Here is a 19,806-nt window from a genome sequence, read left to right as displayed (position 1 = left end):
CAAGGAGTACAGACTCCACGCCGCTTACGGGCCGCCCGTGATCGGCCTTGCGCATACCGCACACGACCTGAGTAGGAGATAGACCATGGCTTTTGAATTGCCGCCGCTGCCTTACGAAAAGAATGCTCTCGAGCCGCACATTTCCGCCGAGACCCTGGAATTCCACCACGGCAAGCACCACAACACCTACGTGGTAAACCTGAACAACCTGGTGCCGGGCACCGAGTTCGAAGGCAAGAGCCTGGAAGAAATCGTCAAGACCTCCTCGGGCGGCATCTTCAACAACGCCGCGCAGATCTGGAACCACACCTTCTACTGGAACTGCCTGTCGCCGAACGGCGGTGGTCAGCCGACCGGCGCCCTGGCTGATGCCATCAACGCCGCCTTCGGTTCCTTCGACAAGTTCAAGGAAGAGTTCAGCAAGGTCTCCATCGGCACCTTCGGCTCCGGCTGGGGCTGGCTGGTGAAGAAGGCCGACGGCTCCCTGGCCCTGGCCAGCACCATCGGCGCCGGCTGCCCGCTGACCAGCGGCGACACCCCGCTGCTGACCTGCGACGTATGGGAACACGCCTACTACATCGACTACCGCAACCTGCGTCCGAAGTACGTCGAGGCGTTCTGGAACCTGGTCAACTGGGACTTCGTCGCCCAGAACTACGCGGCCTGAGTTCAAGCCCCGTAATCCGAAGAACCCGGCCTCGATGGCCGGGTTTTTCGTATCTGCCGCCTGCATTCACAGCAGGCGCCTCGGCGAGAACGCCGCCCCGCGCTCCTCCACGCGACTGACCGCCTGGCTCAGCACACGGTCGGCGCGCACCGGCCCGAGAAACTCGCACAAGCCGATGTAGAGCAGATTGAGCAGCTTGCGCAGTTGCTCCAGGCCCAGTGCGGCGATGCCATCGGCACTGCCCTGCTCGAACCAGGTGCGCAGCTGCGTGGTCAGTTCCGGCCCCACTTCCATGCCGGCCAGGTTGCCGGCGGCGAACCCGCGCAAGGCCGCCTGCTGCGCCGCATCGAGCTGCTCCAGCAAGGCCTGGCCCAGGGCCAGGAAGGTCGCCTGCGCCGCCGCATCGGGTGTCGCCACCCGCCTCACCGCCTCGTTGCGCCCCTGGCGCCATGCGGCCAGCTGCTCCTCCGGGTCCGGCAGCAGCTGCGAAGGTGGGCCGGTCAACGCCCCCACCAGCTCCCGGTACAGGCGGGCGCGCTCCAGCTTGCGCTCGGTGCGCAGCACCACCTCAGCGAGGAACTCGTTCAGGGCGAAAGGTGGCTGCTCCGCGTACTTGTTTTCCCAGAGCGCCAGCAACGGCCACACCTCCTCCTCCGAGAAGTGCCCGACCAGCCCGGTGTAGATCGCCCGACGCCGCAGACTCAGTCTCATCCTCAGCCCCTCCTCGACCACTGCTCGCTATCGAAGGTCTGCGTCTGGTTGAATTCCGGGTAGCCAACCTCGGCATGCTCGGCGAAATCCAGCCCACGTTGTTCGTGCTGCGTGGAGACACGCAGGCCGATGGTCTTGGCCAACAGCAGGTAGACCAGCAGGGACAGCGGAAACGCCCAGAGAAAGGCCGCCACGACCCCCAGGGCCTGCACCCCGACCCGCGCCCAGTTGAACAGGTCGCCCTGGTAGAACAACCCGGCGGCCAGCGTGCCCCAGATACCGGCAAAGCCGTGCACCGGCACCGCGCCGACCACATCGTCGAGTTGCAGGCGGTCGAGCAGGCGCATGCCGTAGACCACCACGAAGCCGGCGACCAGGCCACTGAGCAGCGCGAACCCCGGAGCCATGCTGGCACAACCTGCGGTGATGCCGACCAGCCCCCCGATGGAGCCGTTGACCGTCGTGGTCAGCAGTATCGGGCTGGCGGTGCTGCGTTGTGCCAGCAACGCACCGAGCGCCCCGGCGGCGGCGGCGAGATGGGTGTTCAGGGCGATCAGCCCCAGACTGCTGCTGACCGCCAGGTTGCTGCCGGCATTGAAGCCGAACCAGCCCACCCAGAGAATGAAGCCGCCCAGCGCCACCAGGCCGAGGTTATGCCCGGGAATCATGCGCGGCGTGCCATCGGCGGCGAAACGCCCCAGGCGCGGTCCGAGCACCAGGATTCCGGCCAGCGCGCACCAGGCGCCAATGCTGTGCACCACGGTGGACCCGGCGAAGTCGACGAAACCCAGCTTGGCCAGCCAGCCCTGACCACCGTACATCCCGCCCCATACCCAGCTGCCGAATATCGGGTAGATGACGCCACTGATCAGCAACGCACCAACCAGGTAGGCGCCATAGCGCGTACGCTCGGCCATCGCACCGCTGGCGATGGTGGCGGCGGTCGCGGCGAACATCATCTGGAACAGCAGGAAGGTGTAATCCCAGGGTTCGGCCTGGTTCAGCGCGAAGTGACTCATGCCGAACCAGCCGCTGAGGTTGGCGCCGAACATCAGGCCGAAGCCCAGCAGCCAGAACACGATGCCGCCGACGCAGCAGTCCATGTAGTTCTTCATCATCACGTTGACCGCGTTCTTGGCCCGCGACATGCCGCTCTCCAGCAACGCGAAGCCCGCCTGCATGAAGAACACCAGCACGCTGGCCAGCACCAGCCAGGCCGTATTGGTCGCCTCCTCCGAGGCGGCATGGGCCTGAGGGGCGAAGCCGACGGCGACGAGCAACAGCACGAGTGTTTTCATCACGAACCCCCTTCCGATCGATGCCCGGACTTCGCAACTCTTGTGCCAGCATCCAGTGCCAAGGGATGTCGCGCCTCAGCCGGCATGGGGCCGACGAACGGCCAAGGCGACCAAGGGCCTCAAGTCCGGCAGAATCGCACCGACATAAAGCAGGGAGTGATGCCGATGGCATCGATTCGCACCAGGACCGTTCCTTATGGAATAAAAAGTGCCACCAGGCATGATGGCCCTTTGACGGCTAGAACGAGATTGCCAATACTCTCGTCTGACTGACGCTGTAAGCATCGACATAAGGAATTGCCTTTGAAGCTGGAATTGAAAAACAGCTTGTCGCTCAAGTTGCTCCGCGTAGTGCTGCTTTCGGCACTGGTGGTCGGGGTGGTATTGAGCTGCGCGCAGATCGTGTTCGATGCCTACAAGACGCGCCAGGCAGTATCCAACGACGCCCAGCGCATCCTCGGCATGTTCCGGGACCCCTCGACCCAGGCGGTGTACAGCCTGGACCGGGAAATGGGCATGCAGGTCATCGAGGGGCTGTTCCAGCACGAGTCGGTGCGCTACGCCGCCATCGGCCATCCCAACGAACCCATGCTCGCCGAGCGCAGCCGGGATCTGGCGCAGATACCGACACGCTGGCTGACCGACCCGATCCTCGGCCAGGAACAGCAGTTCTCCACCAAGCTGGTGGGGCGCGGTCCCTATAGCGAGTACTACGGCGACCTCAACATCACCCTCGACACCGCCGCCTATGGCGAGAGCTTCGTCACCAACTCGGTGATCATCTTCGTCTCCGGCGTGTTGCGGGCCATGGCCATGGGCCTGGTGCTCTATCTGGTCTATCACTGGCTGCTGACCAAGCCGCTGTCGAAGATCATCGAGCACCTGACCAACATCAACCCCGACCGCCCCAGCGAACACAAGCTGCCCATGCTCAAGGGCAACGAGCAGAACGAACTGGGGCTGTGGATCAATACCGCCAACCAGTTGCTGGCCTCCATCGAGCGCAATACCCATCTGCGCCGCGAGGCCGAGAACAGCCTGTTGCGCATGGCCCAGTACGACTTCCTCACCGGCCTGCCCAATCGCCAGCAACTGCAGCAGCAACTCGACCAGATCCTCGAAGACGCCGGCCGTCTGCAACGCCGCGTCGCCGTGCTCTGCGTTGGCCTGGACGACTTCAAGGGCATCAACGAGCAATTCAGCTACCAGAGCGGTGACCAGCTGCTGCTCGCCCTCTCCGACCGCCTGCGCAGCCACAGCGGGCGCCTCGGCGCCCTGGCGCGCCTGGGCGGTGACCAGTTCGCCCTGGTTCAGGCCGACATCGAACAACCCTACGAGGCCGCCGAGCTGGCGCAGAGCGTGCTCGACGACCTGGAGCTGCCCTTCCTGCTCGACCAGCACGAAGTGCGCCTGCGCGCCACCATCGGCATCACCCTGTTCCCCGAAGACGGCGACAGCACCGAGAAGCTGCTGCAGAAAGCCGAACAGACCATGACTCTGGCCAAGAGCCGCTCGCGCAACCGTTACCAGTTCTACATCGCCAGCGTGGACAGCGAGATGCGTCGCCGTCGCGAGCTGGAGAAGGACCTGCGCGACGCACTGGCACAGAACCAGCTGCACCTGGTCTACCAGCCGCAGGTGGACTACCGCGACCATCGCGTCGTCGGCGTCGAGGCCCTGCTGCGCTGGCAGCATCCGCAGCACGGGTTCGTCCCGCCCGACCTGTTCATCCCGCTGGCGGAGCAGAACGGCACCATCATCCCCATCGGCGAGTGGATCCTCGATCAGACCTGCCGCCAGCTGCGTGAATGGCACGACCAGGGTTTCAGCGACCTGCGCATGGCGGTCAACCTGTCCACGGTGCAGCTGCACCACGCCGAGCTGCCCCGGGTGGTGAACAACCTGATGCAGGTCTATCGCCTGCCGCCGAAGAGCCTGGAGCTGGAGGTGACCGAGACCGGCCTGATGGAAGACATCAGCACCGCTGCCCAGCACCTGCTGAGCCTGCGCCGCTCCGGCGCGCTGATCGCCATCGACGACTTCGGTACCGGCTACTCCTCGCTGAGCTACCTGAAGAGCCTGCCGCTGGACAAGATCAAGATCGACAAGAGCTTCGTGCAGGACCTGCTGGAAGACGAGGATGACGCCACCATCGTTCGCGCCATCATCCAGCTCGGCAAGAGCCTGGGCATGCAGGTCATCGCCGAGGGCGTGGAAACCGCCGAGCAGGAGGCCTACATCATCGCCCAGGGCTGCCACGAAGGTCAGGGCTACCTGTACAGCAAGCCACTGCCGGCACGCGACCTGACCCTCTTCCTCAAGCAGGCCAGACGCCTGAGCTCCGCCGCCACGCTCTGAGCGCATACAGACCCGCAAACGAAAACGCCGCGCCCCTCTTCAGGGACGCGGCGTTTTCATGTGCGCCAGTCGGTATGCCAGGCGCTACCAGCTCTGCACGCCGAACAGCCAGGCCGTCGCCAACGCGCCGACCAGGCACAGCACGGCGCCAGCCGCTGCCTGCCAGTAGAAGCCACGGGCCAGCTCGTCCTCGCCGCTGTTGGAAAGGATGAAGGGCTGGCGCTCTCCAGGCTTGGCCATCTGGTTCTGCGCCGGCTCCGCCGCCTTGAGTCGATGGCGGTCCTCGGCCTCCAGCTGCGCGGCCAGGCGCACGCGGTTCCACTCCTGCTCATCGAGCTGGCCATTGCCGTCGCTGTCGAAACGCCGCAGCAGGCCGACGTAGTCGCCCTTCCACTCGCGGATCACCTCGCCCTGCGCCGACTGCATGTCGAAGCCCTGCTGCGCGGCGCCATGCGTGCTGAAGTCGCCGATGGCGTACAGCGGCTGGCCGACGTGGAAGCGCTCCTCGCTGTAGCGGTAGCGCTGGCCGCTGCTGAGGAAGCCGAGCAGGCCGGTCTTGGCCGGCCCCAGCGGATGGCGCAGGTTGCCCTCCCAGACCTCGCGCACCGCCGCGCGGATCTCCGCACCGCGCGGGTCGATCAGGCACTCGCCGGTGCCATCGACCAGGCGCAGCCAGGCATCGCTGGCTCCGCTCTCGACGACCCGCCAGCTGCGCTTGCTGCCGCTGGAGCGGTATTCCTCGATACGAAAGCGCCACCACAGGCACGGTTTGCCGGTCAGCGGCCCGCTCAGCTGCATGTCCGGCAGCGCCTCGAGCACACCGTAGAGTTCGACGTAACCCTGCGCCGCCGAACGAATCTTCGAGGTCGGCGTATCGAGCAGATGACGCGCCTGCGACCAGCGCCGCAGGCACCACCAGGCCCCACCCAGAAAAGCACCGAGGGCGAAGGCCAGCGTTAGGAAGAAACCGAAAGGATCACCCTGCATCACCGGCGGATGCTCAACCGAACAGCGATTTCATGTCGACGTCGGCCTTCTCGGCATCGCTGAACACCAGCAGCTCGGCCTCGCGGAAGTTGAACATGCGCGCGACGATCACGTCCGGGAACTGCTCGATGCGCACGTTGTTGAGGTTGACCGCTTCGTTGTACAGCTCGCGGCGGTCGGCGATACCGTTCTCCAGGCCGCTGATGCGCTGCTGCAGGTGCTGGAAGCTGTCGTTGGCCTTGAGCTCGGGGTAGTTCTCGGCCAGGGCGAACAACTGCCCGAGGCCGGCGCGCAAGCCGCTCTCGGCCTTGCCCAGGGCGCTGACATCGTGCTGCTCGCACGCACTGGCCACGGCACTGCGCGCAGCGATGACGCGCTCCAGCGTGGCGCTTTCGTACTGCATGTACTGCTTGCAGGTCTCGACCAGCTTGGGCAGCTCGTCATGACGCTGCTTGAGCAGCACGTCGATGTTCGACCAGGCCTTGCTGACGCCATGCTTGAGGCGCACCAGGCCGTTGTACAACGACACCGCGTAGGCACCCAGCAGGACGAGGACAACGATCACGATCACGGTGGTCAGGCTCATGCAGTTTTCTCCATGCAGAACTGCGAATCAGGTGCTGGCATTCTAGCGGCAGCCGCGGCTCTCGACAGCGATATCCTGCACAGCGACGCATAATGGCCTTTACACATAATGCGAAACATTTGCATTATGTCGCAGTTTTTCAGGTACCACCGAGTATCAGGCCCATTTCGTTAACGCAAAGGACCCCGCCATGATTCGTATGCCCCTGGCCTCCGCCAGCCTGCTGGCCATCGCCATTTCCCTCGCTGGCTGCGGCGAAGACAAAGCCCCCGCTCCCCAGGCCGCCGCACCTGCCGCCGCCACCGAGAGCGCGGCCCCTGCGCCTGCCGCGAAGGTCGACGAGGCTGCTGCGAAGGCGGTGGTCAATCATTACGCCGACCTGGCCTTCGCGGTCTTCAGCGACGCCGCCAGCACCGGCAAGGCGCTGCAGAGCGCGGTCGACGCCCTGCTCGCCGAGCCCAGCGAAGCCAACCTGAAAGCCGCGCGTGAAGCCTGGCTGGCGGCCCGTGTGCCTTACATGCAGAGCGAAGTGTTCCGCTTCGGCAACCCGGTGGTGGACGAGTGGGAAGGTCAGCTCAACGCCTGGCCGCTGGACGAAGGCCTGATCGACTACGTGGCCGACGACTACCAGCACGCACTGGGCAACCCGGGCGCGCAAGCCAACATCATCGCCAACACCGAGATCCAGGTCGGCGAAGACAAGCTCGACGTCACCGAGATCAACGGTGAGCTGCTGGCCAGCCTGAACGAGCTGGGCGGTTCCGAGGCCAACGTCGCCACCGGTTACCACGCCATCGAATTCCTGCTCTGGGGCCAGGACCTGAACGGCACCAACCCGGGTGCCGGCGAGCGTCCGTACACCGACTACCTGGTTGGCGATGGTGCCACCGGTGGCCACAACGAGCGTCGCCGTGCCTTCCTCAAGGCCGCGACCGATCTGCTGGTCAGCGACCTGAATGACATGGTCGAGCAGTGGAAGGACGGCGTCGAAGGCAACTACCGCAGCGAGCTGGTCGCCGACTCGGGCGAGAACGGCCTGCGCAAGATGCTGTTCGGCATGGGCAGCCTGTCGCTGGGCGAGCTGGCCGGCGAGCGCATGAAGGTCGCGCTGGAAGCCAACTCCACCGAAGACGAGCACGACTGCTTCAGCGACAACACGCACAACTCGCACTTCTACAACGGCAAGGGCATTCGCAACGTCTACCTGGGCGAGTACAAGAAGGTCGACGGCAGCACCCTGACCGGCCCGAGCCTGGCCGACCTGGTGGCCAAGGCCGACGCCCAGGCCGACACCACGCTCAAGGCCGACCTGCAGGACACCGAAGCCAAGCTGCAGGCCCTGGTCGACAGCGCCGAGAAGAACAACGTGCACTTCGATCAGCTGATCGCCGCCGACAACGCCGAAGGCCAGCAACTGGTACGCGACGCCATCGCCGCCCTGGTCAAGCAGACCGGTGCCATCGAGCAGGCAGCCGGCAAGCTGGGCATCAGCGACCTGAACCCGGACACCGCCGATCACGAATTCTGATCGACCCTGCCCGTGAAGAACCGGCGTACCCGTGAGGGGCGCCGGTTTTTTTATGCCTGGATGCCGGGAACACAACGGCTCTGCGAGCCCGACCTGGCCTGAGCAGGAATCAGCTCAGACAGGCCTTGCGGTACTCACCGGGGCTGACGCCATAGACCTGCTTGAACTGCCGCGACAGATGGCTCTGGTCGGCGAAGCCCAGCTGCGTGGCCACGCCGATCGCGGAGCAACCGCTCCTGAGCAGCGCCCGCGCCTGTTCGAGACGCCGCTGCTTGAGCCAGGCATGGGGGGGCAAGCCCGTCGCGCGGCGGAACACCCGGGCGAAATGGAAGGGGGACAGATTGACCGCGGCGGCGAGCTCTTCCAGCGATGGCGGCTCGAGCAACTGCTCGGCGAGCATCTGCTTGGCGCAGGATACCGCCCAGGGTTCGCGCCCCGGCGCGGCCGCCTCGCCGACCCGCCCGTGGTGCTGGAACAGCAGCAGAATCGCCTCGCGCCAGGCCAGTTGCTGCTGCAGCGCCTCGGCGCCGTCCTCCAGCAGGCGATGCAGCTGCAGGAAGGCCGTGTGCAGACACGGGTCATCCAGCACGCTGACGGCGAACGAGGGCATGCCGGACCTGGCCAGCCCGAGTTCCTGCAACGCCCCCAGAACCTGGGCGTTGTCGGGATAGAAGCCGCGGTAGCGCCAACCGTCGTCGTGCGCCTTGGAGCCGGTGTGCACCTCGTCCGGGTTGATCAGCACCATGCTGCCCTGCGGCGCCAGGTGATCGCTGCCACGGTGGCGGAAACGCTGGGCGCCGTGCTCGATCACGGTGAAGACGAACCCCTCGTGCACGTGCGGGGCGAAGCGTTGCTGGAGATAGCGCGCCTGCAGCAGCTCGACGCCACACAGCGCCGAGGCCTGCCAGAAACGGGTCTGCTCGCGACTCTCCATCAGGGCTCAGGCGCCGAAGCGTGCCTCCAGGGCATCCCGCACGGCCGGCCACTCCAGGTCGGTCATGCTGTAGAGAACGGTATCGTCGAGGCGGCCATCGGCCAGCCGGCGGTGGTTGCGCAGCAGCCCTTCACGCACGGCGCCGAGCTTCTCGATGGCGCGTTGCGAGCGCAGGTTGCTGCCGGCGGTCTTCAACTGCACGCGCACCATGCCCCAGTTGTCGAAGGCATGCCTGAGCATCAGGTACTTGATCGTGCCGTTCAGGCCGGTGCCGTGCTGGCTGCGGTCGAGCCAGGTCCAGCCGATCTCGCAGGCCGGCAGGGTGTTCATGAATTCGGCGAAACGCGTGGTGCCGACCAGTTCGTCACCGAGACGCACGACGAACGGCAACGCGCGCTGCTCACGCAGATCGGCCAGCGCACTGCGGTACCAGTCCAGGCGCTGAGTGCCGCTCATGTACAGCAGTTCGTCGCGATTGCTTTCGGCCAGCGCCACCAGCGCCGGGATGTCGGCATCGGACAGCGGTTCCAGGCGCAGGGCGCCCCGTTGCAACGTCACCAGTTGCGGCTTGAACATAGGGTCCTTCCTCGGACAGAGTCGCAAACCCGGCACGCTATCAGGCCAGTGCCTGCGGCACAATCAAGTCCTGTCGCAAAGTGCGCCGGGCAGCCTGCGACCTTGGTCGCAGCCGACGAACTGCCGCTTTGTGCAACACTGATCATCATCAGCCTCGCCTCGGGTGCCAGGCTCACCTCATTCCACCCTGCGTTCCGGAGCCTGCATGTCGCTGTCCCCCGGGCTGATCGCCGCGGTCGCCCTCCTCTACATGGCCATCCTGTTCTCCATCGCCTTCTATGGAGACCGCCGCAGCACGCCCATGCCGCCGAAGATTCGCGCCTGGGTCTACTCGCTGTCGCTGGCCGTGTACTGCACCAGCTGGACCTTCTTCGGCGCCGTGGGCCAGGCCGCCGAGCAGCTGTGGTCGTTCCTGCCCATCTACCTCGGGCCGATCATCCTCATGCTGAGCATGCCCTGGGTGCTGCAGAAGATGGTGATGATCAGCAAGCAGGAGAACATCACCTCCATCGCCGACTTCATCGCCGCGCGCTACGGCAAGTCGCAGTCGCTGGCCATCGTCGTGGCGCTGATCTGCCTGGTCGGCGTGCTGCCCTACATCGCCCTGCAGCTCAAGGGCATCGTGCTCGGGGTCAACCTGCTGATCGGCGAGCATGCGCTGGACACCGGCACCAGCGCGCAGGACACCGCGCTGATCGTGTCCCTGGTACTGGCCCTGTTCACCATCCTGTTCGGCACGCGCAACCTCGACGTCACCGAACACCACCGGGGCATGGTGCTGGCGATTGCCTTCGAGTCGCTGGTCAAGCTGCTGGCCTTCCTCGCCGTGGGCGCCTTCGTCACCTTCGGCCTGTACAACGGCTTCAACGACCTGCTCGCCCAGGCCCACAGCACCCCCGAGCTGGACAGCTTCTGGAACGAGGCGGTGAACTGGCCGGCCATGCTGGTGCAGACCGGCATGGCGATGATCGCCATCGTCTGCCTGCCACGGCAGTTCCATGTCACCGTGGTCGAGAACATCGAGCCCAAGGACCTGCGCCTGGCACGCTGGGTGTTTCCGGCCTACCTGGTGCTGGCCGTGCTGTTCGTCGTGCCCATCGCCCTGGCCGGGCAGATGCTGCTGCCGGCCGGCGTCACCCCCGACTCCTTCGTCATCAGCCTGCCCCTGGCCGAAGCGCATCCGGGCCTGGCGGTGCTGGCCTTCATTGGTGGGGCCTCGGCCGCCACCGGCATGGTGATCGTCGCCTCGGTGGCGCTGTCGACCATGATCTCCAACGACATGCTGCTGCCCTGGCTGCTGCGCCGGCAGAGCACCGAGCGCCCGTTCGAGGCCTTCCGCCACTGGATGCTCACTGCCCGCCGGGTCAGCATCGTGCTGATCCTGCTGCTGGCCTACGTCTGCTATCGCCTGCTCGGTGAAGGCACCAGCCTGGCCACCATCGGCCAGGTGTCCTTCGCCGCCATCGGCCAGCTGGCCCCGGCCATGTTCGGCGCCCTGGTGTGGAAACAGGCCAACCGTCGCGGCGTCTTCGCCGGCCTGATCGTCGGCGCGCTGCTGTGGTTCTACACCCTGGTGCTGCCGTTGGCCGCCCGTGGCATGGGCTGGTCGCTGCACGGTTTCCCCGGGCTGACCACTCTGCTGTACGCCCCCATCGGCCTGCACGTCGACCCGCTGACCCGTGGCGTGGTGCTGTCGCTGGCCGGCAACATGCTGCTGTTCGCCTGGGTCTCCTGGTTCTCCCGCACGCGCGTTTCCGAGCACTGGCAAGCCGGTCGCTTCATCGGCCATGACCTGGGCACCAAGCCGAGCGGGCGCAGCCTGCTGGCCGTGCAGGTAGCGGACCTGCTGATGCTGTCCAGCCGCTTCGTCGGCGAGGAACGGGCGCGGCAGAGCTTCACCCGCTTCGCCCTGCGCCAGGGCAAAGGCAAGGACTTCGACCCCAACCAGCCGGCCAACAGCGAATGGATCGCGCATACCGAGCGCCTGCTCGCCGGGGTCCTGGGTGCCTCCTCGACCCGCGCCGTGGTCAGGGCCGCGATCGAAGGCCGGGAAATGCAGGTCGAGGATGTGGTGCGCATCGTCGACGAGGCCAGCGAGGTGCTGCAGTTCAACCGCGCCCTGCTGCAAGGGGCGATCGAGAACATCACCCAGGGCATCAGCGTGGTCGACCAGAACCTGCGCCTGGTGGCCTGGAACCATCGCTACCTGGAGCTGTTCGAGTACCCCGAAGGGCTGATCTACGTCGGCCGACCGATTGCCGAGATCATCCGCTTCAACGCCCAGCGCGGCATGCTCGGCGGCGGCGATGTCGAGGAGAACGTGGCCAAGCGCCTGTACTGGATGCGCCAGGGCACCGCGCACAGCTACGAACGGGTGTTCCCCAACGGCCGGGTGATCGAGCTGATCGGCAACCCCATGCCCGGCGGCGGCTTCGTCATGAGCTTCACCGACATCACCGAATTCCGCGAAGCCGAGCGCGCCCTCAAGGATGCCAACGAGAGCCTGGAGCGGCGTGTGGCCGAACGTACCCACGAGCTGTCGAAACTGAACCAGGCGCTGACCGAGGCCAAGGCGCACGCCGAGGCCGCCAACCAGTCGAAGACGCGCTTCCTCGCGGCGGTCAGCCATGACCTGATGCAACCGCTGAATGCCGCGCGCCTGTTCTCCGCGGCGCTGGCCCACCAGGACGAAGCTCTGCCCGGCGAAGCGCAGGAGCTGGTCAGGCACCTGGACAGCTCGCTGCGCTCGGCCGAGGACCTGATCACCGACCTGCTGGACATCTCGCGCCTGGAGAACGGCCGCATCGCCCCGGATCGCCATCCGTTCGCCCTCTCCAACCTGTTCGATACCCTCGCCGCCGAGTTCGGCGTGCTGGCCGTGGAACAGGGCATCGACCTGCGCGTGCACGGCAGTCGCGAATGGGTCGACAGCGACATCAAGCTGCTGCGCCGGGTGCTGCAGAACTTCCTCACCAACGCCTTCCGCTACGCCAAGGGCCGTGTCGTGCTCGGCGTGCGCCGCGAGGGCGGGCAGCTGCGCCTGGAGGTCTGGGACCGGGGCGCGGGAATTCCCGAGGACAAGCGCAAGGTGATCTTCGAGGAGTTCAAGCGCCTGGACAGCCACCAGACGCGCGCCGAGAAAGGCCTGGGCCTGGGCCTGGCGATTGCCGACGGGCTCTGCCGGGTACTGTCCCACCGCCTCGAGGTGCGCTCCTGGCCGGGCAAGGGCAGCGTGTTCAGCGTCAGCGTGCCACTGGCCAGAAAGCCCGCAGCGAAGCCCCAGGCCCCAGCCCTGTCCGCGACAGACGGCCAGCCGCTGCAGGGCATCCAGGTGATCTGCATCGACAACGAGGACAGCATCCTCACCGGCATGTACAGCCTGCTGTCGCGCTGGGGCTGCCAGGTGTGGACGGCGCGCAACCGCCTGGAGTGCGAGCACCTGCTCAGCGAGGAAGTGCATCCGCAGCTGGCCCTGGTCGACTACCACCTGGACGAGGGAGAGACCGGCACCGAACTGATGGCCTGGCTGCGCACCCGCCTGGGCGAACCGGTGCCCGGCGTGGTGATCAGTGCCGACGGCCGCCCCGAGCTGGTCGCCGCCGTGCATGCCGCGGGCCTCGACTACCTGCCCAAACCGGTCAAGCCCGCCGCCCTGCGCGCCCTGCTCAGCCGCCATCTGGTCCTGCGCGGCTGATCGGACGGGTGGCGGACGACTAGCTGCGCTGCAGGAAGCCCTGCAGCAGCTGATGCACGCGCTCGCTGAGTTCGCGGTTGGCGGCCACCGGCAGACCACGCGCCAGCTCGGCCTCGACCACCTGCTCGACGAGCGGACGCAGCTGCAGCAGCTGGGCGCTGAGGCCCTCGAGCTGATCGGCATGTGGCAGCGAGGTCTGCAACAGCGGGTTGACCAGGTGACCGGCGATCATCTGCACGATGCCGGTGGAGACCTGCTCGACATGCCGCCGGATCGACTCAAGCTCATCGAGCAGCGCCGGCAGGGGAATGCCGGCGCGATACAGCTGCACCCCGGCCGAGAACAACCGCGGGCTAGGCACGCTGAGGTGATCGCCGGCGAACTGCAGCAGGCCCATGGCCTGTGCCCGCTCGATCAGCGCGTCATCCAGATCGTCAGCGAAGATCGCCTGCAACTCGGCGAACTCCAGGCGCCCCGGCTGCTCCGGTTCCCCCGGGCCACGGATGGCCTGCTCGAGCCCCAGCACGTGAGCCAGATCGCGCCCCTGGGACCAGGCGTCGAACAGCTCGCGAATGCTGGCGATGCTGTAGCCGCGCTCCAGCAACTGGCCGATCAGGCGCAGCCGCGCCAGGTGCTCGCCACTGTAGATGCCGACACGCCCACGCCGCTCCGGCGGCGACAGCAGCCCGCGATCCTGATAGGCGCGCACGTTGCGCACGGTGGTCTGCGCGGCCTGGGCCAGCTCGTCGACCGTGTATTCGGCGACGGCCGCCGCCGACGCCGGTGCGGCGCTGCCGAGCAGGCGCTGAAAGAACAGGGAAACCTCAGTCATGCGCCGATCATAGTCTGGCGCCGAGGCCGTCGCCAACCGTTGCCGGCGCCCCAACCAAGGGCTGGACTTGCTCACCATTGCCCCGGCCGAAAACCGCCGTTGCTGGCGCTGTCCCCCGTTGCAGAGCGCTTCGACACACGCCGGTAACGCCGTAACGCTTGCGCTCGAACGCTGGCGCAACGACTAGGCAAAGGCCACCTGGCGCTCAACAATGACAGTTACATCAAACAATGTAATCGTCATTGCCCGGAGCCTGCCATGTTCCCGCTCATCCTGCTCGTCGGTCCTAGCCGATGAACGCGCCCCTGCAACGCCACGACCTGCCGCCGCAGCAACTGGACGTTCACAGCGACGGCCTGCGCCTGCGCAGTTACATCTGGGACAAGGCCGATGCCCCGACCCTGCTGCTGGTGCATGGCTATCCGGATAATCACGAGGTCTGGCTGCCGCTGATCCGCGAGCTGGCCAACGACTACCGCATCGTCGCCTACGACGTGCGTGGCTGCGGCGCGTCGCAGGTGCCGCGACGCGTGCAGGACTACCGCCTGCCACAGCTGGCGCGCGACCTCGAAGCGGTCATCCACGCCACCAGCGCAGGTCGCCGGGTGCACCTGGTCGCCCATGACTGGGGCTCGATCCAGAGCTGGGAAGCGGTGACCGAACCGCGCATCCAGCCGCTGCTGGCGTCCTACACCAGCCTCTCCGGACCGTGCCTCGACCATGTCGGCCACTGGCTGCGCGAACGCCTGAGCCTGCGCCGCCCCAGGGCGCTGCTGCAGGCGCTGGGTCAGTTGCTCAGCTCCTGGTACATCGCCTTCTTCCACACCCCGCTGCTGCCGGAGCTGTGCTGGCGCCTGGGTCTGGATCGCGCCTGGCCCTGGTTGCTGAGCCGCCTGGAGGGCGTCAGCGAGCTACCCCCCAGCAGCACGCAACGCGCCGACGGCATGCGCGGCGTGCAGCTGTATCGCGCCAACTTCATCCGCAGCCTGCTGCATCCGCGTACGCGCAGTACCCGTGTGCCCCTGCAGCTGATCGTGGCGCTGAACGACCGCTTCGTGCGCCCGCAGCTGTTCGACGACCTGCAGCACTGGGCGCCGTTGCTGACCCGCCGCGAAGTGCGCGCCGGCCACTGGCAGCTGCTGGCCAAACCGGCCAGGCTGGCCGGCTGGCTGCGCGATTACGTCAACGAACTGGAACGAGCGCAACCATGAATCCAGGCAAGCAACCCGCCCTGCAACAGCGCAAGGTGCGCTTCGATTTCAGCGACACGCCTCTGCACTGGGTGCCGAACGAGCCGGAGGCCTCGCACATCATGAACGGCCTGCACCTGTTGCTGCCGGCCGGCGAGTTCTGGTTCTGCAAGGTGTACAACAAGGCCCTGCCGCAGGTCAGCGACCCCGGGCTGCGCGAGGACGTGCGCGGGTTCGTGCTGCAGGAGGCACAGCACGCCCGGGCCCACGGCAGCGCGCTGACCCCTTACCTGCGCCGCCACGGCATCGATCCGCGCCCCTTCACACGCAAGGTCGACTGGCTGTTCGACAAGCTGCTGTGCGACTACCCCCTGGGAGAAAATCGCCTGAGCCGGCGTCTGCAAACCTGGTGGTTACGCCAGCGCGTCGGCCTGATCGCGGCGGTGGAACACTTCACCTGCGTGCTGGGAGATTGGGTGGTCAACAGCCGTGGGCTCGATCACGCCGACCCGGTGATGCTCGACCTGTTGCGCTGGCACGGCGCCGAGGAAGTGGAACACCGCTGCGTCGCCCACGACCTGCACGTCCACCTGGGCGGCAGCCTGGCGATGCGCTGGCTGTTCATGCTGATCGCCTCTCCGGCGCTGCTCTACCTGTTCAGCGATGCGATGAAGGTGATGATGCGCCAGGACCCGGCCACGCGTTATCGCCCGGGGTTCCTGCGCATGTGGCATGACCTGGGCAAGCGCGGCCTGCTGCCGAGCACCGCCAGCGTCGGACGTTCCGTGCTGCGCTACTTCGATCCGCGCTTTCACCCGCGCATCGAGGGCGACCTGCAGGCCGCGCTGGACTATCTGGCCAGCTCGCCGGCGGCCCTGCGCGCAGCCGCAGAGAAAGGCGCCGCGTGAACGCCTGGGCAACGCGGGTGCAACGGCGCGGCGGCCTGGATCAGCGCCGAACGCCGCTCACTCGCCCAGCTCATCCAGCGCCGGCAGATCGGCGGAACGCTCGAGCAGTTCGCCCGGCAGGCTCTTGCTGGCGCGTGCGCCCAGCAGCTTGAGGTTCTCCACCCGGCCAACCAGGTTGCCACGCCCTTCGACCAGCTTGTTGCGGGCGCTGGCGTAGGCCTTGTCCAGCTGCTGCAGGCGGCTGCCCATCTCGTCCAGGTCGGCGACGAAGGCCACGAACTTGTCGTATAGCTGGCCGGCGCGCTCGGCGATCTCGCGGGCGTTCTGGCCCTGGCGCTCCTGGCGCCAGAGGCTGTCGATGACCCGCAGGGTGGCCAGCAGGGTGGTCGGGCTGACGATCACCACCTGTTGCTCGAACGCCTCCTGGAACAGGTCCGGCTCGGCCTGCAAGGCGGCCGCGAAGGCCGCCTCGATCGGTACGAAGAGCAGGACGAAGTCCAAGCTGTGCAGGCCTTCGAGACGCTGGTAGTCCTTGCCGGAAAGGCCCTTCAGGTGACTGCGCAAGGAGACGAGATGCTGCTTGAGCGCCTGCTGGCGTACCGCCTCGTCAGCGGCTGCGACATAGTGCTGGTAGGCGCTGAGGCTGACCTTGGCATCGACCACCACCTGCCTGTCGCCCGGCAGACGAATCAGCACATCGGGCTGGAAACGCTCGCCACCGGCGCCCTTGAGGCTGACCTGGGTCTGGTACTCGCGGCCCTTCTCCAGGCCGGCATGCTCCAGCACACGCTCGAGCACCAGCTCGCCCCAGTTGCCCTGGGTCTTCTGCCCTTTCAGCGCCCGCGTCAGGTTGGTCGCCTCGTCGCCCAGGCGCTGGTTGAGCTGCTGCAGGCGCTCCAGCTCCTTGCCCAGGGAGAAGCGCTCGCGCGCCTCCTGCTGATAGCTCTCGTCGACACGCTTCTCGAACGCCTGGATGCGCTCCTTGAGCGGATCGAGCAACTGCCCGAGGCGTTGCTGGCTGGTCTCGGCAAAGCGCTGCTCGCGCTCGTCGAAGATCGCCGTGGCCAGCTCGGCGAACTGCGCGCGCAGCTCGTTGCGTGCCCCCTGCAGGTCATCGAGGCGTTGCTGCTGGTTGTCGCGATTCTCCTGCAGCTCGGCGGCCAGCGCCGCGCACTCGGCGGTCAGCCGGCGCAGTTCGGCTTCGTTGCGCTCACGTTGCTGGTTCCAGGATTGTGCGGCCTCGCGCGAGATCTGCCGCTCCTGCTGCAGCAACTCGTTCTCGCGACGCAGGCCGGCCAGTTCGGTCTGCTGGTCGACCTTGATCTCACTGACCTCGGCCAACTCGGCCCGGCAGGCATCGAGCTGCGCGAGCACACCGGCCTGGCCGAGTTGTGCGTGTTCCAGGCGCTCCTGCAACAGCGCCTGTTCGCTCTGTTCGCGGGCCAGCCGGCGTTGCAGTGACCAGATGCCGGCCAGGAGCGGCACCAGCGCCGCGACGGCACCGATGGCAAGAGAGAGGGGATCGATTGGCATAGACGCTCCATGTTTGACCGCCGAGCAGTATACCCAGCGGACGATTCACACGGGGCCAGTACGCGGTCAGCGCGACAGACGCTGCAGTTCCTGCTGGGCACCGCGATCACCCGCGCGGGCGGCCTGGCGCAGCAGCTCGTAGCCGATGCGGCGGTCACGGGTGTTGCCGCAGTCGCGGCAGAGCAGCTGACCCAGGCGACTCTGCGCCTGCACGCAGCCTTTGCGTGCAGGCTGCTTGAGCAGGTTGCCGGCGATGCGCTTGACGCTGGGCGTCTTGCCCAGACGCGGATTGTCGAGCAGCCACAGCGCGACGCGCATGGGCAGACGAGAAGAGCTTGGACGGGCTGCGGAGGATGACGACGGTAAAGCGCGAGGCATAAGAAAACAGGGGTAACTGCCGGGGCGCGCCACTCTACTCCTTTTTTTGCCAAGGTAAAGTCCCGCCAGGCGATTGTTTCGGGCGACTCCGCCAGCCCCGCCACACAATCCACAGAACCTGTGGATAACTCCGTGCACAACTTGGGCGAAAGCGCCGTCAGGCCCGATGCCATGGGCGCTCCGGTCAAACTGACGATTTTTTCACCAATGAAAAAAATGCATATTTTTCATTGACTTAAAAATCAACCACGAAAAATCAAACGTTTAGCGGCGGTTCTGACAGTGAGATGACAGGCTGCCTCAGCATTGTGCACAACTCCGTGCGACATATCCGCGCAGCGCTCTGTTTCGGGGCATCGCCAGCGCTGCGGCAGCATTCATGCGGGGTGTGGCAACTGCCCTTGCACCAGAAACTGCTCCCAGCGAAACAGTCGCGGCTGTCCGGGAACCTGAGCGGGCTTGAACGCCACGTAATCACCCGTGGTTTCGCACAACCAGGCCGTGAGGTTGCGTGGCCGTTTCTCGGCGAACGCCTGCGGCACATAGAGCGCGACATTGCTACCACCTGCGGGGCAACGCGCCGAGCGGTACTCGAACGCCTGGATATCCGCCGCGCGCATCGCCGCGCCCAGCCGCTGGGCGACGCTGTAGTCGCTGGGATGCGCGAGCAGCGCGGCATGCGCATCGAAGGGCGGCAACTGCAACTGGATACCGCGCTCGACGCGATAACGCGCCTCGAAGGTCGAGTGCTCGGAGAGGATGCGCCCACTGGGCGGCGGGCTGAGCATGCCGTTCCACAGCACGAAACGGTAGTACGCCGCCTCGGCCATCGCCGTCTGCAGGTGCTGCGCGGCGTAGAACAGACTCGGCTCGTGCACCGTGCCGAAGCGCGAGCCCCAGCGCAGCGGTGGATAACGGAACGGCGTCTTGAGCAGATAGTGCAGCGGCTCGGCAGCCTCGGGCAGCGGCGGCTTGCTGTTCTCCAGCAGGTCTTCGAGCAGCGCCTGCTCCGCCAGGTTGTCCACCAGTTGCGAGGTGGCCACCTGCGCCTGGCTTTCCACCATGCGCAGCAGCTTGCCGCGTAGCGGGCGAACCTGCCGTTCGCCCGCGCATTGTTGCCAGATGTCCATGGCGATCACTCCCGAGAGTAGAGCCTGTACTCGACGCGGCACGGTCGGCGCGCAGCAGGCTGCGAGTGGCGGCTCAGACCTTGCCGCGAATGGCGTCCAGGTACTCGACGACACGCACCAGGCCCTGTACCTGCCCCATCTGCTGCAGTGGCACGCCAGCCAGGTGACGGTTCTCGGTACGCAGGAAGTGCCGCATGTCCTGCAGGTTGCCGCCAAACAGGGCGAACAACGCCCGGTAGGCGCGGATCAGCAACAACGCCAGCTCACCGGTCTTGCTCTGCGGACGCAAGCCGCCCTGCTCCCCCCAGCGACTGATGGCGCTGCGGTGCACACCGACGATATCGGCCAGCTCCTGCTGGGTCAGGCCCAGCTGCTCACGGGTATTGAGCAACGCCTTGGCCAGCACCGCATCGGCATCAGGCTGGCTGCGAATCAATGCACTCATCACATCCTCCCTTCAGCTTTTTTTCAACAAAACACATATGAAAAGCCATGA

17 protein-coding genes are annotated in these 19,806 nt (G+C 66.3%); 6 read left to right on the top strand and 11 right to left on the bottom strand.

The genetic code is table 11. From position 1 onward, the window contains the following. Positions 1-85: 85 nt before the first annotated feature. The gene (gene sodB / locus EPK82_RS15305; RefSeq protein WP_037049239.1) at positions 86-667 is read left to right on the top strand and encodes a superoxide dismutase [Fe]; all 582 of its coding nucleotides are present in this window, start codon (positions 86-88) and stop codon (positions 665-667) included. Positions 668-733: 66 nt separating this feature from the next. On the opposite strand, the gene EPK82_RS15300 is transcribed toward sodB, so the two are convergent. After that, positions 734-1,378, bottom strand: coding sequence for a hypothetical protein (locus EPK82_RS15300; protein ID WP_037049242.1), 645 nt, complete (start codon positions 1,376-1,378; stop codon positions 734-736). A gap of 2 nt (positions 1,379-1,380) precedes the next feature. Continuing rightward, positions 1,381-2,676 carry an ammonium transporter gene (locus EPK82_RS15295; RefSeq protein ID WP_134677095.1) on the bottom strand — a complete coding sequence of 432 codons (1,296 nt, stop codon included), beginning with the start codon at positions 2,674-2,676 and terminating at the stop codon, positions 1,381-1,383. A 303-nt stretch (positions 2,677-2,979) separates the two neighbouring features. On the opposite strand from EPK82_RS15295, the gene EPK82_RS15290 reads away from it, so the two are divergent. Continuing rightward, entirely contained in the window at positions 2,980-5,034 is a 2,055-nt protein-coding gene (locus EPK82_RS15290) for a putative bifunctional diguanylate cyclase/phosphodiesterase (protein ID WP_037049246.1), read from the top strand. Positions 5,035-5,118: 84 nt separating this feature from the next. Here EPK82_RS15290 and EPK82_RS15285 read toward each other — a convergent pair whose 3' ends face one another. Further along, positions 5,119-6,024: a GIDE domain-containing protein gene (locus EPK82_RS15285; RefSeq protein ID WP_037049248.1), complete on the bottom strand. Its 906-nt coding sequence runs from the start codon at positions 6,022-6,024 to the stop codon at positions 5,119-5,121. 10 nt (positions 6,025-6,034) lie between these two features. After that, positions 6,035-6,607: a LemA family protein gene (locus EPK82_RS15280; RefSeq protein ID WP_134677094.1), complete on the bottom strand. Its 573-nt coding sequence runs from the start codon at positions 6,605-6,607 to the stop codon at positions 6,035-6,037. A gap of 190 nt (positions 6,608-6,797) precedes the next feature. Between EPK82_RS15280 and EPK82_RS15275 the strand changes: the two genes are divergently transcribed. Next, the gene (locus EPK82_RS15275; RefSeq protein WP_037049254.1) at positions 6,798-8,135 is read left to right on the top strand and encodes an imelysin family protein; all 1,338 of its coding nucleotides are present in this window, start codon (positions 6,798-6,800) and stop codon (positions 8,133-8,135) included. Between the two features lie 109 nt (positions 8,136-8,244). Here the strand turns inward: EPK82_RS15275 and EPK82_RS15270 are convergent, their stop codons facing one another. Beyond that, positions 8,245-9,069, bottom strand: coding sequence for a helix-turn-helix transcriptional regulator (locus EPK82_RS15270; RefSeq protein WP_037049257.1), 825 nt, complete (start codon positions 9,067-9,069; stop codon positions 8,245-8,247). Between the two features lie 6 nt (positions 9,070-9,075). After that, entirely contained in the window at positions 9,076-9,645 is a 570-nt protein-coding gene (locus EPK82_RS15265; protein ID WP_037049259.1) for a GNAT family N-acetyltransferase, read from the bottom strand. Between the two features lie 205 nt (positions 9,646-9,850). Here EPK82_RS15265 and EPK82_RS15260 point away from each other — a divergent pair, with 205 nt between their 5' ends. Further along, positions 9,851-13,339 (top strand): hybrid sensor histidine kinase/response regulator, encoded by a 3,489-nt coding sequence (locus EPK82_RS15260; RefSeq protein WP_037049261.1) that lies wholly within the window; start codon positions 9,851-9,853, stop codon positions 13,337-13,339. A 19-nt stretch (positions 13,340-13,358) separates the two neighbouring features. Here EPK82_RS15260 and EPK82_RS15255 read toward each other — a convergent pair whose 3' ends face one another. Continuing rightward, positions 13,359-14,171, bottom strand: a complete 813-nt coding sequence (locus EPK82_RS15255) for a MerR family transcriptional regulator (protein ID WP_134677093.1) — start codon at positions 14,169-14,171, stop codon at positions 13,359-13,361. A 293-nt stretch (positions 14,172-14,464) separates the two neighbouring features. Between EPK82_RS15255 and EPK82_RS15250 the strand changes: the two genes are divergently transcribed. Continuing rightward, a complete protein-coding gene (locus EPK82_RS15250; RefSeq protein ID WP_134677092.1) occupies positions 14,465-15,382 on the top strand; it encodes an alpha/beta fold hydrolase in 918 nt (305 codons plus the stop codon). After that, positions 15,379-16,269, top strand: a complete 891-nt coding sequence (locus EPK82_RS15245) for a metal-dependent hydrolase (protein WP_134677091.1) — start codon at positions 15,379-15,381, stop codon at positions 16,267-16,269. The genes EPK82_RS15250 and EPK82_RS15245 overlap by 4 nt, the downstream gene beginning before the upstream one ends. A 57-nt stretch (positions 16,270-16,326) precedes the next feature. On the opposite strand, the gene rmuC is transcribed toward EPK82_RS15245, so the two are convergent. The 4 genes from rmuC to EPK82_RS15225 form a co-directional block, all read right to left on the bottom strand. Then, positions 16,327-17,802: a DNA recombination protein RmuC gene (gene rmuC / locus EPK82_RS15240; RefSeq protein ID WP_047586382.1), complete on the bottom strand. Its 1,476-nt coding sequence runs from the start codon at positions 17,800-17,802 to the stop codon at positions 16,327-16,329. A gap of 66 nt (positions 17,803-17,868) precedes the next feature. Continuing rightward, entirely contained in the window at positions 17,869-18,120 is a 252-nt protein-coding gene (locus EPK82_RS15235; protein ID WP_037049286.1) for an SEL1-like repeat protein, read from the bottom strand. Between the two features lie 437 nt (positions 18,121-18,557). After that, positions 18,558-19,310, bottom strand: a complete 753-nt coding sequence (locus EPK82_RS15230) for an RES family NAD+ phosphorylase (RefSeq protein ID WP_037049289.1) — start codon at positions 19,308-19,310, stop codon at positions 18,558-18,560. A gap of 73 nt (positions 19,311-19,383) precedes the next feature. Then, positions 19,384-19,755: an XRE family transcriptional regulator gene (locus EPK82_RS15225; protein WP_037049292.1), complete on the bottom strand. Its 372-nt coding sequence runs from the start codon at positions 19,753-19,755 to the stop codon at positions 19,384-19,386. Positions 19,756-19,806 lie beyond the last annotated feature (51 nt).

The organism is Ectopseudomonas khazarica (assembly GCF_004521985.1).
Taxonomy (GTDB): domain Bacteria; phylum Pseudomonadota; class Gammaproteobacteria; order Pseudomonadales; family Pseudomonadaceae; genus Aquipseudomonas; species Aquipseudomonas khazarica.
This window is presented reverse-complemented; position numbering and strand designations above follow the sequence as displayed.

Coding starts and splice junctions, on each gene's coding strand:
- EPK82_RS15250 (WP_134677092.1), top strand. CDS start 14,465: ATGAACGCGCCCCTGCAACGCCACGACCTGCCGCCGCAGCAACTGGAC.
- EPK82_RS15270 (WP_037049257.1), bottom strand. CDS start 9,069: ATGGAGAGTCGCGAGCAGACCCGTTTCTGGCAGGCCTCGGCGCTGTGT.
- EPK82_RS15275 (WP_037049254.1), top strand. CDS start 6,798: ATGATTCGTATGCCCCTGGCCTCCGCCAGCCTGCTGGCCATCGCCATT.
- sodB (WP_037049239.1), top strand. CDS start 86: ATGGCTTTTGAATTGCCGCCGCTGCCTTACGAAAAGAATGCTCTCGAG.
- EPK82_RS15245 (WP_134677091.1), top strand. CDS start 15,379: ATGAATCCAGGCAAGCAACCCGCCCTGCAACAGCGCAAGGTGCGCTTC.
- EPK82_RS15265 (WP_037049259.1), bottom strand. CDS start 9,645: ATGTTCAAGCCGCAACTGGTGACGTTGCAACGGGGCGCCCTGCGCCTG.
- rmuC (WP_047586382.1), bottom strand. CDS start 17,802: ATGCCAATCGATCCCCTCTCTCTTGCCATCGGTGCCGTCGCGGCGCTG.
- EPK82_RS15225 (WP_037049292.1), bottom strand. CDS start 19,755: ATGAGTGCATTGATTCGCAGCCAGCCTGATGCCGATGCGGTGCTGGCC.
- EPK82_RS15235 (WP_037049286.1), bottom strand. CDS start 18,120: ATGCGCGTCGCGCTGTGGCTGCTCGACAATCCGCGTCTGGGCAAGACG.
- EPK82_RS15280 (WP_134677094.1), bottom strand. CDS start 6,607: ATGAGCCTGACCACCGTGATCGTGATCGTTGTCCTCGTCCTGCTGGGT.
- EPK82_RS15255 (WP_134677093.1), bottom strand. CDS start 14,171: ATGACTGAGGTTTCCCTGTTCTTTCAGCGCCTGCTCGGCAGCGCCGCA.
- EPK82_RS15230 (WP_037049289.1), bottom strand. CDS start 19,310: ATGGACATCTGGCAACAATGCGCGGGCGAACGGCAGGTTCGCCCGCTA.
- EPK82_RS15300 (WP_037049242.1), bottom strand. CDS start 1,378: ATGAGACTGAGTCTGCGGCGTCGGGCGATCTACACCGGGCTGGTCGGG.
- EPK82_RS15260 (WP_037049261.1), top strand. CDS start 9,851: ATGTCGCTGTCCCCCGGGCTGATCGCCGCGGTCGCCCTCCTCTACATG.
- EPK82_RS15295 (WP_134677095.1), bottom strand. CDS start 2,676: ATGAAAACACTCGTGCTGTTGCTCGTCGCCGTCGGCTTCGCCCCTCAG.